The sequence below is a fragment of the Phycicoccus sp. Soil748 genome (genome assembly GCF_001428025.1).
GTDB lineage: Bacteria > Actinomycetota > Actinomycetes > Actinomycetales > Dermatophilaceae > Pedococcus.
Genome location: NZ_LMSC01000001.1, coordinates 135,911 through 149,238 on the forward strand (window position 1 = coordinate 135,911; position 13,328 = coordinate 149,238).

General features: G+C 70.8%; 14 protein-coding genes, 1 tRNA gene and 1 pseudogene. 12 read left to right on the top strand and 4 right to left on the bottom strand.

The window, feature by feature from the left end; all coding sequences use genetic code 11:
- Window positions 1-45 precede the first annotated feature (45 nt).
- From ASG70_RS00635 to ASG70_RS00655, 4 genes are all read left to right on the top strand, one after another.
- Window positions 46-1,968, top strand: coding sequence for a carbohydrate-binding protein (locus tag ASG70_RS00635; RefSeq protein ID WP_056881933.1), 1,923 nt, complete (start codon window positions 46-48; stop codon window positions 1,966-1,968).
- Window positions 1,969-2,072: 104 nt separating this feature from the next.
- The gene (locus ASG70_RS00640; RefSeq protein WP_056881934.1) at window positions 2,073-3,164 is read left to right on the top strand and encodes an ROK family protein; all 1,092 of its coding nucleotides are present in this window, start codon (window positions 2,073-2,075) and stop codon (window positions 3,162-3,164) included.
- Window positions 3,165-3,334: 170 nt separating this feature from the next.
- Window positions 3,335-3,410: transfer RNA gene (locus ASG70_RS00645), tRNA-Arg, on the top strand.
- A 552-nt stretch (window positions 3,411-3,962) separates the two neighbouring features.
- Complete coding sequence (locus ASG70_RS00655) at window positions 3,963-4,232, top strand: hypothetical protein (protein WP_056881936.1); 270 nt, start codon at window positions 3,963-3,965, stop codon at window positions 4,230-4,232.
- On the opposite strand, the gene ASG70_RS00660 is transcribed toward ASG70_RS00655, so the two are convergent.
- Window positions 4,211-4,471, bottom strand: a complete 261-nt coding sequence (locus ASG70_RS00660; protein ID WP_156399750.1) for a hypothetical protein — start codon at window positions 4,469-4,471, stop codon at window positions 4,211-4,213. The genes ASG70_RS00655 and ASG70_RS00660 overlap by 22 nt on opposite strands.
- Window positions 4,472-4,513: 42 nt before the next feature.
- Here ASG70_RS00660 and ASG70_RS00665 point away from each other — a divergent pair.
- From ASG70_RS00665 to ASG70_RS00675, 3 genes and pseudogenes are all read left to right on the top strand, one after another.
- Window positions 4,514-4,789: pseudogene (locus tag ASG70_RS00665) on the top strand (DUF3140 domain-containing protein); the annotation flags it as partial.
- Between the two features lie 11 nt (window positions 4,790-4,800).
- Window positions 4,801-5,634 carry a YdcF family protein gene (locus ASG70_RS00670; RefSeq protein ID WP_056881939.1) on the top strand — a complete coding sequence of 278 codons (834 nt, stop codon included), beginning with the start codon at window positions 4,801-4,803 and terminating at the stop codon, window positions 5,632-5,634.
- 131 nt (window positions 5,635-5,765) lie between these two features.
- Window positions 5,766-7,160: a multicopper oxidase domain-containing protein gene (locus ASG70_RS00675; RefSeq protein WP_056881940.1), complete on the top strand. Its 1,395-nt coding sequence runs from the start codon at window positions 5,766-5,768 to the stop codon at window positions 7,158-7,160.
- Window positions 7,161-7,166: 6 nt separating this feature from the next.
- Here the strand turns inward: ASG70_RS00675 and ASG70_RS00680 are convergent, their stop codons facing one another.
- Window positions 7,167-7,802 (bottom strand): hypothetical protein, encoded by a 636-nt coding sequence (locus tag ASG70_RS00680; RefSeq protein ID WP_156399751.1) that lies wholly within the window; start codon window positions 7,800-7,802, stop codon window positions 7,167-7,169.
- Between the two features lie 48 nt (window positions 7,803-7,850).
- Window positions 7,851-8,051 carry a hypothetical protein gene (locus tag ASG70_RS00685; protein WP_056881942.1) on the bottom strand — a complete coding sequence of 67 codons (201 nt, stop codon included), beginning with the start codon at window positions 8,049-8,051 and terminating at the stop codon, window positions 7,851-7,853.
- Window positions 8,052-8,124: 73 nt separating this feature from the next.
- On the opposite strand from ASG70_RS00685, the gene ASG70_RS00690 reads away from it, so the two are divergent.
- Both ASG70_RS00690 and ASG70_RS00695 read left to right on the top strand, forming a co-directional pair.
- On the top strand, window positions 8,125-8,619 hold the full coding sequence (locus tag ASG70_RS00690; RefSeq protein WP_056881943.1) for a MarR family winged helix-turn-helix transcriptional regulator: 495 nt from the start codon (window positions 8,125-8,127) through the stop codon (window positions 8,617-8,619).
- On the top strand, window positions 8,616-9,488 hold the full coding sequence (locus ASG70_RS00695; protein WP_056881944.1) for an alpha/beta fold hydrolase: 873 nt from the start codon (window positions 8,616-8,618) through the stop codon (window positions 9,486-9,488). Before ASG70_RS00690 ends, ASG70_RS00695 begins: the two co-directional genes overlap by 4 nt.
- Before the next feature lie 5 nt (window positions 9,489-9,493).
- Here the strand turns inward: ASG70_RS00695 and ASG70_RS00700 are convergent, their stop codons facing one another.
- Window positions 9,494-9,721, bottom strand: coding sequence for a hypothetical protein (locus ASG70_RS00700; protein ID WP_056881945.1), 228 nt, complete (start codon window positions 9,719-9,721; stop codon window positions 9,494-9,496).
- Window positions 9,722-9,802: 81 nt separating this feature from the next.
- Here ASG70_RS00700 and ASG70_RS00705 point away from each other — a divergent pair, with 81 nt between their 5' ends.
- From ASG70_RS00705 to ASG70_RS00715, 3 genes are all read left to right on the top strand, one after another.
- Window positions 9,803-10,345, top strand: a complete 543-nt coding sequence (locus ASG70_RS00705; protein WP_056881946.1) for a hypothetical protein — start codon at window positions 9,803-9,805, stop codon at window positions 10,343-10,345.
- Window positions 10,346-10,524: 179 nt separating this feature from the next.
- Window positions 10,525-11,577 carry a PD40 domain-containing protein gene (locus ASG70_RS00710; RefSeq protein ID WP_056881947.1) on the top strand — a complete coding sequence of 351 codons (1,053 nt, stop codon included), beginning with the start codon at window positions 10,525-10,527 and terminating at the stop codon, window positions 11,575-11,577.
- 15 nt (window positions 11,578-11,592) lie between these two features.
- On the top strand, window positions 11,593-13,311 hold the full coding sequence (locus ASG70_RS00715; RefSeq protein ID WP_056881948.1) for an alpha-glucosidase: 1,719 nt from the start codon (window positions 11,593-11,595) through the stop codon (window positions 13,309-13,311).
- Window positions 13,312-13,328 lie beyond the last annotated feature (17 nt).

Sequence of the window (13,328 nt, forward strand, 5' to 3'; positions counted from 1 at the left end):
CCTTTCGGACAGTCCCCCGACCTCGCACCCCAAGGAGCACGATCAATGGCGATCACCCGACGCGCCCTGCTGGCCTCCAGCGGACTCATCTCCCTGGCCACCGCCCTCGAGCTGGCCGACCCGGCCTACGCTGCAACCCGCGCCACCGCGCCCTCCACCACAGGCGCCACGACGGCCCGCGGGTCGCTCCCGGCCGCTCCCCTGACCCGGGCGAGCCGCAACAGCCCGTGGACCCGCAAGGGCGCCGGCCCGCTCTACTGGAACATCTACGGCTGGTCCTTCCCCCACAACGCGCCCATCCCCGAGGACGAGTGGAAGGCCAACATCGACTGGCTGGCCAGCGACTTCGCGCCCAGCGGCTACGACATGGCCTGCACCGACGGGTGGATCGAGGGCTCCTCGCGCACCACGGAGCACGGCTACATCAGGAGCTACAACGACGCGTGGACCCACGACTGGGCCTACTGGGCCGCCTACCTCGCCCAGCGCAAGATGACGCTCGGCGTCTACTACAACCCGCTCTGGGTGCACCGGGCCGCCGTCGAGGACCCCACCAAGACCGTCGTCGGTCGACCCGACGTCAAGATCGCCGACATCGTCGCCGAGAACGACTTCTTCGCGCGTGACATCGGCGGCAACAGCCTGTACTGGGTGGACGTCACCAAGCCGGGCGCGCGCGAGTACGTCCAGGGCTACGTCGACTACTTCAAGAAGATCGGCGTCCCGTTTCTGCGCATCGACTTCCTGTCCTGGTACGAGGACGGCATGGACGCCAACATCGGGCGGGTCAACGCGGCACACGGCCGCGACAACTACGTCAAGGCGCTGCACTGGATCAACGAGGCGGCGGGCGACTCGATGGAGGTGTCGCTGGTCATGCCGCACCTGTTCGACAACGCGGTGGCGGAGCTCGCCAACGGCGACATGGTGCGCATCAACGCCGACGCCGACAAGGGCGGCTGGGAGCGGCTGAGCGGCGGACGCCAGGACTGGCAGAACGCCTGGCCCAACTGGTTCAACCCGTTCTGCGGGTTCACCGGCTGGTCGCACCGCAACGGTCGCGGGCAGCTGATCCTGGACGGCGACTTCCTGCGGGCGCACACCTTCGCCTCGGACGAGGAGCGCAAGACCGCGGTCACCCTGATGACGATCGCGGGGTCGCCCATCGCGATCGCCGACCTCTACTCCGACATCGGCTCCAGCGGCTGGGTCTTCACGCAGCCCGAGGTGCTGCGCCTGCACGAGCAGGGCCTGGTGGGCAAGCCGTACTACTACAACGGCACGCCCTACTCGCAGGACCCGACGTCACGCGACACCGAGCGGTGGGCCGGCCAGCTGCCCGACGGGTCGTGGGTGGTCGCCCTCTTCAACCGGGGCGACACCGACACCGTCGAGAAGTCCCTGCACTCCAGCCGCGACCTCGGCATCGCCGGCTCGGCGAAGGTCCGAGACGTCTGGGCCCGGCGTGACCTCGGCCTGCGCACCGAGGCGCGGGCGAGCCTGGCACCGCACGCGAGCGCCCTCTTCCACATCACCCCGCAGCGCGGAGTGACGCGCTTCCACGCCGCGTGGGCCACCTGGGGCGGCGGCGCGAACTTCAACAACAACCACGCGGGGTACGACGGGTCCGGCTTCGCCGACAAGCTCGAGGCCGGCGGAGAGCCGGGCGATGCCCTGGTCACCTTCGCCGTCGAGGCGCCACGCGCCGGCACGTACTCCGTGCGCTGGCGCTATGCGAACGGCCTGGCCTCCTCGAGCACCATGACCGTTTCGAGCGAGCGCGCCGACCGCACCGTGGTGGACGGACCGCAGAAGGTGACCTTCCCGTCGACGACGAGCTGGGACCAGTGGGACAACCAGAGCACCAAGCTGCGGCTGCAGGCGGGCCTCAACCTGGTGACCATCGGGCGGGGCGCCAGCGACGTCGGCGCCATCAACCTCAACTGGATGGAGCTCCGGCTCGGATGAGGACAGCGAGTGGACGTGGGGCCGGCCGCGCGACTGGGCGCGCGGCCGGGCTCGCCGAGCCCCGCCGGGCTGAGCTGTTCTCGCTGGCCCTGAGGTTCGGCCCGGTGACCAGAGGGCAGCTGGCGGAGTGGACCGGACTGGACGCGTCCACAGTCACCAGGTCGCTGCGGCCGCTGATCGACGACGACTACCTTCGCGAGTCCAGGCCTCCCCCGACCGGCCGCAGCATGGCCGGCCGGGGTCGTCCGGTGCAGGCGCTTTCGGTGAACCCTGGCCGGCACGTGGCGATCGGGGTCAAGCTTGGGCCCTCGACCGTCAGCGCAGTGCTCACCGACCTCAGCGGCACCGTGCTGGCCCGTCATGCGGCATCGCTGGCGTCGGCCGATCCGGCGACGGCCCTGGCCACCATCGGCGCGGTGGTCGACGAGCTGCTGGCCACGTCCGGGTCTGCCCGTCAGGATGTGCTCGGCGTCGGCGTCGGGCTGAGCGGGCACGTCGACCCCGAGTCGGGGAGCTGCCGGCTGTCCGCGATCCTCGGCTGGCGCGACGTCCCCGTCCGGGAGCCCTTGGCCGACCTGCTCGACCTGCCGGTCGTCGTCCAGAACGACGCCAACACCCTGGCCCTGGCGGAGCACTGGTTCGGTCGGGGGCGCGGCGCCAGCACCCTGGCCGTGGTCACCCTCGGGATCGGTATCGGGTGCGGCCTGGTCCTCGGCGACCGGCTCCACACGGGCGAGCGTGGCATCGCCGGCGAGCTGGGTCACCTGCCGCTCGACCCACAGGGGAGGGTCTGCACCTGTGGGGCCAGAGGCTGCCTCGAGGCGCTGGCCGGTGACACGGCCATCTGCGAGCTCAGCGGCTGCGTGTCAGTCGCGGAGGCGATGTCCGCGGCCTCGGAGCGTGGCGCTTCTGCATCGTCGACCCGCGCTCGGGAGGCGTTCCGCCAAGCCGGTGACGCGCTGGGGCGGGGTCTTGCTGGGCTGTGCAACCTCGTCGACCCGGAGCTGGTCATCATCGCGGGGGAGAGCGCTGCCGCCTTCGGGCTCATGGAGCCCGCGGTGCGTGAGTCGCTTGCGGTGCACGGGTTCTCGGGCATCTCGGCGGAGGTGCGCATCGAGGTGGACGCGGGTCAGGAGGACCTGTGGACCCGCGGCGCCGCGAGCCTCGCCATCCGTGCAGGGGTCGGTCAGCTTTAGGCGGTGTCGCTGTTGTCGGCGCGCCCGCCGCCGTTGCCCGCGCCTGGGCGCTCGGGATGCTGCTGCCAAGGCCCGGGGCGCTGCGCCTCGGTCGTCCGATCGTCGGTTAGTCTTCTCGCGCACGGCCAGCGGCTCTCTGCGTTCTGCGCGGGGGTCGCCGGTCAGGCCCCGCCCTCGTAGCTCAGGGGATAGAGCACCGCTCTCCTAAAGCGGGTGTCGGCAGTTCGAATCTGCCCGAGGGCACCACCACGAAATCGCAGGTCAGAGGGTCATCCGGTCCAGATCGGCAGGCTCAACTCCTCCTCCCAACTCGCGATCGGGTTGCAAGGGGCGCGGACGGCAACCTCAGGTGAGCGCGAACGACCGGCGATATCGTTCCCGCAGACCAGACCCGGCCACCGCCGACACACCCACGAGGATCGATGTTCAACACTTGGCGAGACGGATGGCGGAACTCGCCCGAGCCCCCACTCTGGCGAGCGATCCTCTTCGCCGTCGGGGTCATTCTCGTACTCACCTGGCCCCTGCTCCGCGGCAACCCCATCAATGCCGTACCGGCGGTGCTTGCCAGCCTCGCGGGTCTCGCGCTGCTGCTCGACCTCACGCGCCTCGGATGGTCGCGCCTGCGACGTCGCTGAGCATGACCCCTTCTGACGACGCTCTGCTGGCCGCCCTGCCCTGACGGCCCCACGCACGGACATTGACTCCCATAAGCACCCATGGAGCTGGCAGTTCCAACCTGTCCGAGGCACGACCGATTCCGCCGATAGCCGCTCCTGCTGGACCTATCCTCGCCGGGTGCACACCGTCACCGGCCGATTCCTTCTGGCCCGCTTCGCGTCGATGCTGGTGGGCTTCTTCGTGCTCGTCGGCAGCTCCATGGTGTTCACGCTCTTTGCGAGCGAGATCGACAACGACTTCGTCCGCTGGCTCACGGGTGTTGCCAGCCTGGTGGTCGGTCTCTGGATCAGCTACGCCTTGAACGCCACCGTCATCCAGCTGATCGACCCGGACGGCGCTCAGCGACAGGCCGTCCAAGCGGAGGGTCAGCGGCGCGAACGCAGGTGAAGGCGAGACAGCACGAGTGCCACGACGGACCAGTAGCCGAGCGTCGGGATGAGCATGAACAGCGGTGAGCGGGCATCCCCACGAGGCCTGAGGCTCCAGCCCCACCGCCACGCGGCCAGGTAGGTGAGTCCCACGACAACCAGCCATCCGGTCACGACGACGACCTTGACCCGCTGCGGCACGTCCTCGAAGGGGCCCGATAGCCCGACCAGGTCCTGCGGGGACCGGCTGGTGGGCATGCTCAACCATCGCATCTCCGCCCTCACTCGGCGTCCACCCCNTCGCCTTCAGACCTCGAGAAGTGGCTGGGCACGGACGAGTCCAGGTCGGTCGGGCAGAAGGACGGAGGCGGTGAGAGCACCGGCCACGCCTCGGGCCGGCGCATCATCGAGATCAAGCGCAAGAACAAGGACGATCTCACCGAGTCCGACTACGCCCACATGGAGAAGGTCGCCGGATACGTGAAGCGTCACCTCGCCCAGCGTCCCGACGGCGACATCAGCGAGACCCCTTGGCGCTACTCGTTGATGAACTGGGGCCACGACCCCCAGAGCTGACAGGCATCACCATGGACCCGGCCTGCCCGGAGAAGCAGAACGACGGACCCCACCTCGGCGACGACCTGGAGTGCATCGGACACTTCCTGGCCCGCCGTGACGTGGAGTCACTCGACCCGGACCGCGTGGGCCGGAGGTTCGACGTCCTGGTCCTCTGCGGCAGCGCGGTCCTCGCCTGCCTCGATGTGGCTGCCAGAGCGTTCCACGACGGCCTGGTCGACCGCCTCCTCGTGACCGGCGGGATCGGGCACTCCACCAGCTACCTCGAGGCAGCGGTACGTCAGCACCCGGCCTACTCGAATGTCCGGACGGCAGGAAGGCCCGAGGCAGCGGTCTTCGCCGACCTCTTGCAGCGCCACCTCGACGTGCCAGCCGACGCCGTGGTCACCGAGACGGAGTCCACGAACTGCGGGGAGAACGCCGAGCTCTCGCTGATGGAGCTGCGGCCCTGGTCGCCACCGGTGTCCAGCGTCCTGCTGATCCAGGACCCCACGATGCAGCGCCGCACCCACGCGGCCTTCGACCACCAGCAGCGCGAGGCCGCGGACCCCATCAAGATCGTCAGCCACGCACCATTCATCCCGGTCGTGACCACCGCCGGCGTAGGCGGGAACGCCATGACTGACAGCGCTTTTGGCGCTGAACCCGACAAGTCAGGCGCGGCCTGGACGCTGGACCGCTTCACCTCACTGGCCCTGGGCGAGGTCCGCCGACTGCACGACGACGAGGGCGGGTACGGCCCGCGCGGCGCCAACTTCATCGGGCACGTCACCATCCCGGACGACGTCCTGGCCGCCTACCGCCGCCTGCGCAGCACCGCCCGGCCGGAGCTGCGCGACCGCTGAGCTCAGCCACCCGTCAGACGAAGCACAACCGTTGGGGGACAAGGCATACGGCGAGCGGTGGATCCTTCCTGAGCGCTCGCTGAATACCGTGGTCCGGGCAGCACATGCCATGGCGTCGTCTGGAGGGGCTCATGGAACTTGTCTTCGCCGCCGCCGTCATCCTCGTCGCGATCCCGGGGATCGCGACCCTCGCCCGGCGACACCGACGCCACCGGCGCAGTGAGGTCGCAGGAGGGGCACGACACCGCGCCCTGTTGACGGCGGGCGCCGTCGCCGCACCCGTCCTGGCGCTGGCGCTGGGGGTGACCTGGACGCAGGCGCCGTTGCCCGACGGCGCGGCGGCCAACGTTGTGGCAAACCCGCACGGATCGGCCCACCTGCACGCGGCCGGCGGATCCGCCGCACCCGCGGGGGCAGCGGCAGGCGCCAAGGCCGCCGCCCCGGACGCCGCCGGCGACGACGCCTACTGGGGCCAGGTCGCCGGGCAGGCGTTCCACCCGACGGGCGCGACGCGGACCTACTACATCGCCGCCGAGCAGGTGGAGTGGAACTACGCCCCCAACGGCCGCAACGGTGTGACCGGCAAGCGCTTCGACGACGTCGCGGACACCTGGACCAAGCAGGACAAGTCCCGCATCGGCTCCACCTACGTGAAGTGCCTCTACCGCGGCTACACCGATTCGACGTTCTCGACGGCGCAGTCGCGTCCCCCGGCCGACGCCTACCTCGGCTTCACCGGCCCGGTGATCCGCGCCGAGGTCGGCGACACGATCAAGGTGGTCTTCCTCAACCGCTGCTCCATCAGCGCCAGCGTCCACCCCCACGGCGTCTTCTACCAAAAGGCCTCGGAGGGAGCGCCCTACGCAGACAACACGACCGGCAAGGACACCCTCGACGACGCCGTCCCCCAGGGCGGCCGCCACACCTACACCTGGCTCGTGCCCGACCGCGCAGGTCCGGGGCCCCACGACGGCTCCTCGGTGATGTGGATGTACCACTCGCACACCGACGAGGTCGGCGACACGTACGCCGGGCTGCAGGGCTTCATGGTCGTCACCGCACGCGGGAAGGCCCGCCCGGACGGGACCCCGGCCGACGTGGACCGCGAGGTCTTCGAGCTCTTCGCCGTGATGAACGAGGGCATCAGCCCCTACCTGGGCGAGAACGTCGACAAGTTCACCAAGGTCCCGCCGGCTCCTGACGACGAGGGTTTCGAGGAGGCCAACCTCAAGCACTCCATCAACGGCTACCTCTTCGGCAACCAGCCGGTGGTCACGCTGCGCAAGGGTGAACGCGTCCGGTGGTACGTCATGTCGATGGGTACCGAGGTCGACCTCCACACCCCCCACTGGCACGGCAACACCGTCGTCGTCATGGGCACGCGGATGGACGTCATCAGCCTGCTGCCGGCGTCGATGGTGGTCGCCGACATGGTGCCGGACGACGTGGGCACCTGGCTCTTCCACTGCCACGTGAACGACCACCTCACCGCCGGCATGACGACGAGGTACCGCGTCACCGGTTGAGCCCCCTCAGAGGCAGTTGGCCCCGACGCGCAGCTCGACGACCTCCGCCCCCGGCGGTACCGGGGCGACGTGCGCGCCCACCGGCCCCCATGTGGCCGGCGGCTTCCACGCCGAGACGTGGAAGTCCCCCTTGCACCAGGCCGGACCGTGCGCCAGACCCCGCGGCTGCCAGCCCTCAGTACGGAGCCGCGCATCGACGGCGCTCACCGCGCCGGCCGCGTCGTCGACGGCGTAGTAGCGCACCACGGTCGGGCAGCCGTCGCCGAAGCACCAGTCGTTGCCCTCCGACGTCTGGCCGAGGAACGTCGCGCCCGGTGGCGCGCCCCACTCGTCGGCGAAGGCCTCGACGCGCCCGAAGCCCGGCGTCGCCTGGGCCGGCACGCCCCATACCAGCAGCCAGATCACCAGCGCCATCCCGACCGCGACCGGCCTGCGATGGCGCAGCCGCCGGACCAGTCCCCAAGTCGGCAGCGCGAGGGGGACGTAGGCCACCGCCGACCAGCGCCACGCCCCCGCCTCACCGGCCACGCCGGACAACACGAGCCAGGCCGTCGCGACGACGACCCACACGGCCCAGAGCGCCACCAGCCCCACCACCCGGGCCACGCGCCCGCCCCTCGTCAACGGCAGCGGCTCACCCATGGGCGGATTGTCATCGCCGCGCGGCGGTCAGGGCATCGGTCCCCGTACTCAGCCGTGCGCCTGCTGCTCGCGGCGGAGCCTGGCCGCGCGGGCAGCCTCGACCTTCGCCGCACGCTCGCGCTTCATCTTCATGTGCGGGTCGTCCTCGGCCGTCAGCTGGGCCGGCCCGAAGAGGTGCCAGCCGAAGTACCGGATCCCGTACAGCAGCCGGTAGCCCAGCGAGAGCCCCTCGTTACTGCCCTTGGCCATGCCTACCGCCTCGATAGTTAGTACACGTATGATTCGTGCGCTAACTATACGCCACGCCTCCTAGGATGACCTCGTGCCTCCCGCCACCCCCGCCGCGCAGGACGCGCCTGTCGACCTCCTCGCCCTCGACCGCCAGGTCTGCTTCGCCCTGGCCGTGGCGTCGCGCAACGTCATCGCGCTCTACCGCCCCCTGCTCGAGCCCATGGGCCTGACCCACCCGCAGTACCTCGTGATGCTCGCCCTCTGGGAGGAGGAGCCGCTGCGGGTCTCCGAGCTCGCCCGCCGGATCAGCCTCGAGCCGGCCACCCTGTCGCCGCTGCTCAAGCGTCTCGAGGCGAGCGGCATGGTCACCCGCACCCGCGACCCCCTCGACGACCGCGCCCTAGCCATCTCCCTGACCACGCAGGGCCGCCGCGCGAGGTCGCGTGCCGAGAAGATCCCACCGGCGATCATGGCGCGCCTGGGCATGGACCTTGCCGAGCTCGAGGGCCTGCGCGACGGCCTCACCCGTCTCATCGACGCCGCCCGCGATGACTTCCCTCCGCGAGAGAGGTCTTCACGAGCATGACCACCACGCACTCCCTGCAGACCCCCGACGGCACCCTGGCCTACGACGTGCACGGCCCGCTCCCGACCGCGGACGGCCGCCCGCCGCTCTTCATGGTCGGCGCCCCGATGGGTGCCGACGGCTTCTCGGCCCTGGTCGACCTGGTGCCGGACCGCACCGTCGTCACCTACGACGTCCGCGGCCTCGGTCGCAGCGTGCGCACCGACGGCAGCGACCGGCAGACGCCCGAGCAGAACGCCGCCGACCAGCACCGCATCATCGAGGCCCTGGCCGCCGGCCCGGTCGAGGTGTTCGCGAGCAGCGGTGGCGCGGTCAGCGCCCTGGCCCTCGTCGCCGCCCACTCCGAGGACGTGACGGTGCTCGTGGCCCACGAACCGCCCTGTCTCGCAGTGCTGCCCGACGCCGAGGCCGCCTTCGCCGCCGAGCGGGCCGTGCACGCCACCTACGCCTTACGGGGGTGGGCGGCGGGTATGGCGCACTTCATCGCCATGACGTCGGTGCAGGGCGAGCTCACCGAAGAGTTCGCGACAGCCCCTGCTCCTGACCCGGCGATGTTCGGCATGCCCATGCAGGACGACGGCACCCGCAGCGACCCGCTGCTGTCCGGGATGTCCGACGCCATCACCGCCTTCCGCCCCGACGTCGAGGCGCTGCAGTCGGCCCCGACCCGCATCGTGCTCGCGGCCGGCATCGAGTCCAAGGACACCCTCACGTGGCGGACCACCGAGGCCGTCGCGGCGCTGCTCGGCACCGGGGTCGAGGTCTTCCCCAGCCACCACGGTGGGTTCGTCGGTGGCGAGGGCGGGTATGCCGGCCAGCCCGAGGCGTTCGCCGCGAGGCTGCGCGAGGTGCTCGACGCCGGCTGCTGACGGCCTCAGCCCTCGGCGTTGGACAGCAGGGTGGCGTTGAAGAGGCTGATGAGGAACCCGACGACGAGGATCGCGTCCAGCACGCCGTAGGACATGAGGTGGAAGTTGGCGAGCTTCCACCGCAGGGGCGCGTCGGCATACCCGCGGGGCTTCCAGCGGCGCAGGCGCTGGACGAACCACACCACCAGCGCGATGCCGTAGCAGATCGCACTGAACTGCCACGCACTCCGCATGGAGACAGTGTGCCGCGCGGCAGTAGCGTCGAGGTCCCGGCCCCACCCGCCGCGGACCCGGCGAAGCCTGCGAGGACCCCCATGACCCAGCTCGGCGCCCTGCTCGGCGCGGTGGCGACCGCAGCCCCGGCGGACGGCACGTGCTACGAGTCGAGCGCACCGGCGCAGTGGCTCGACTGGGGCCTCGTCGCCGGCACGACCACGGTGGCCACCGCGATGCTGGCGATGACGCTCTTCGTCCAGCCGTCGGGCCGCCGGGTGACGACCAGACGCGCGACGGCCTTCCGCCGGTGGTGGGCGCGCCTGCCGCAGCTGCTCGCGGTGGTGCTGGTGGTGGCGCTCATCGCGATCGGGGCGGGGACCGTGGCGCCCGGCCTCCGTGCCGGGTACGCCGTGCAGTCCTTGCTCCTCGTCCTCGCCCTGGTGCCGCTGGTCGTCGTCTCCACCCGGCGCGCGGCGACCCTGCGCCGCGGCGAGCCCCTCGCCTACCGGCAGCACGTCGTCGTCGCCTGCGCCCAGGTCCTGACGCTGACCGCGGCTGCCGCAGCCCTCGTCGTCACGGTGGCGGTCATCGTGGCCTACGCGCAGGCCACGGTGCCCGTCGACTGCTCGCTGGTGCGCTGAGACGGGACCACCTACGGCGAAAGGGCTCCGCCGAAATGCGGTGTCGCATGGTCCGACCGGGTCATTGCCGGGCGGTGGCACCGGGAGCATCGTTCGACGGAGGACGCCGTCGGCGTGCAGGGGAAGACCGCGGGACCCGCACTGTCCAGCGCAACCACCGGCCACCCCAGGAGGGCCAGATGTTCCCCACTTTCCCCACGCTCCGACCCCGCAGAGCCGCAGCCGCCGTGGCCGTCATGGCCGTGGTGCTTGGCGCCCTCGTGGCAGCACCCGCCTCGGCCACCACCCCCGGCACCAACGGACGCATCGCCTACAAGCAGTACCTGGACGCCGACCGGACGACCGGAGCCATCTTCACCATCCGGCCGGACGGGACGGGCACCCGCCAGCTCACCCGACCCGCGGCAGGCGTGGTCGACGACCAGCCCGACTGGTCGCCCGACGGGTCGCTGGTGGCCTTCCGGCGCTGCGTCCCCGACACCGTGTGCGCCATCTACACCGTGCACCCCGACGGCAGCCACCTGCGACGCCTCAGCCCGGAGTGCAACGCCACGGCTCCCGACATCGAGACCAAGTGCCCCGACGAGTCCGAGGTGGCGTTCATGCCGGACGGCAGGCACGTCATCTACACCCGCTCCACGGGACTCGTGCGCGAGTTCCCCGATGGAGAAGGCTTCATCGAGCACTCCGACGTCGTCATCCGGGACCTGTCGGGTGAGCACTCCCGCGTCATCCTGCGCTCCCGCCCCTTCGCCGGGGACAACAACGAGATGGTCGTCTCCCCCGACGGGCGGCAGGTCGCCTTCCGGCGCGAGAACTCCCCGCTGACCGAACCCGCCGGGGGGATCGCGCTGTTCGTGATGCGCAGCGACGGCAGCCACGTGCGGCGCATCACGCCGTGGTCGCTGCACGCCGGCGACCACCCCGACTGGTCACCCGACGGACGGTGGATCCTGTTCCGCTCCAACGAGGACGGCGGCTTCCTCGACTCCCAGCTCTACGTCGTGCACCCTGACGGCACCGGACGTCGCCAGGTGACCCACGTGAGCGCGGACACGATGCTGCTGTCGGCCTCGTTCTCACCCTCCGGCACCAAGGTCGTCTACGCACGCTCCGGTGACGGCGGACAGCCGGACCTCTTCACTGCGCGGCTGGACGGCAGCCACGAGCAGCACGTCACGCACACGGCGCTCTGGGACAGCGCGCCGGACTGGGGCCCCGCTCGAAGGTAGGCCAGACTGCTGCGCATGACCGAAGCCCAGTGGTTCCGTGAAGCCGTCGTCTACCAGATCTACCCGCGCAGCTTCCAGGACAGCAACGGCGACGGCATCGGCGACGTGCCCGGCATCATCGCCCGGCTCGACTACCTCAAGACCCTCGGCGTCGACGTGGTGTGGCTCTCCCCGATCTACACGAGCCCGCAGGACGACAACGGCTACGACATCGCCGACTACGAGGACATCGACCCGACGTTCGGCACCCTGGCCGACGTCGACGAGTTCATCGCCCAGGCGCACGAGCGCGGCATCCGCATCGTCATGGACCTCGTGGTCAACCACACCTCCGACGAGCACCCGTGGTTCGTCGAGTCCCGCTCCAGCAAGGACAACCCCAAGCGCGACTGGTACTGGTGGCGCCCCGCCCGCGAGGGCCACGAGACGGGCGCGCCCGGCGCCGAGCCGACCAACTGGGAGTCCTTCTTCAGCGGACCCGCCTGGGAGCTCGACGAGGCCACCGGCGAGTACTACCTGCACCTGTTCAGCCGCAAGCAGCCCGACCTCAACTGGGAGAACCCTGAGGTCCGCGAGGCCGTCTACGCGATGATGCGCTGGTGGCTCGACCGCGGCATCGACGGGTTCCGCATGGACGTCATCAACATGATCTCCAAGGTCACCGCGCTGCCCGACGGCCAGCCGATCCCCGGCAACCCCCACCTCGGTGACGGCACGCCCCACTTCCTCAACGGCCCGCGCATCCACGAGTACCTCCACGAGATGCACGCCGCGGTCTTCGAGGGCCGCGCCGAGAAGCTGCTCACCGTCGGCGAGATGCCCGGCGTCACCGTCGAGGACGCCGTCCTCTACACCGACCCCGAGCGCCGTGAGGTCGACATGGTGTTCCAGTTCGAGCACGTGGGCATCGACCACGGCGACCACAAGTGGGACCGCCGCACCCTCGACCTGCGCGACCTCAAGCGCTCGCTCGGCCGCTGGCAGGACGCCCTCGCCGACGTCGGGTGGAACTCGCTCTACTGGAACAACCACGACCAGCCGCGCGCCGTCTCCCGGTTCGGGTCCGACGCGCCCGAGCACCGGGTCGCCTCCGCCAAGCTGCTCGGCACCGTCCTGCACCTGCACCGCGGCACGCCGTACGTCTACCAGGGCGAGGAGCTCGGCATGACCAACGTGCCGTTCGCCGCCCACGACGACTTCCTCGACATCGAGTCGGTCAACTACTACCGGATGGCCGTCGCGTCGGGCTCGGACGCCGAGGAGGTGCTGAGCGCCCTGCGCCTCGGCAGCCGCGACAACGCCCGCTCCCCCATGCAGTGGGACGCGAGCGACAACGCGGGCTTCACCACCGGCAGCCCGTGGTCGCGAGTCAACCCCAACCACACGGAGATCAACGCCGAGGCCGCCCTCGCCGACGAGGACTCGGTGTTCCACCACTACCGCCGCGTCATCGAGCTGCGCCACACCGAGCCGGCCGTGGCGCACGGCGACTTCCACATGCTCGCCGCCGACCACCCCAGGCTCTACGCGTTCACCCGCGCCCACGAGGGCACCGAGCTCCTCGTGCTCGCCAACTTCTCCGGCGACGAGCTGCCGCTCGACGATGTCGACGGGCTCGACCTCGACGGCTGGTCGGGTGCGACGCTGTTGCTGGGCAACCTGGGCGACCCGACCGACCCCACCGGGCCGACCGCGTCGTTGCGCCCGTGGGAGGCCCGCGTACTGCGCCGCTGACCTCGCGCGGCCCGGCT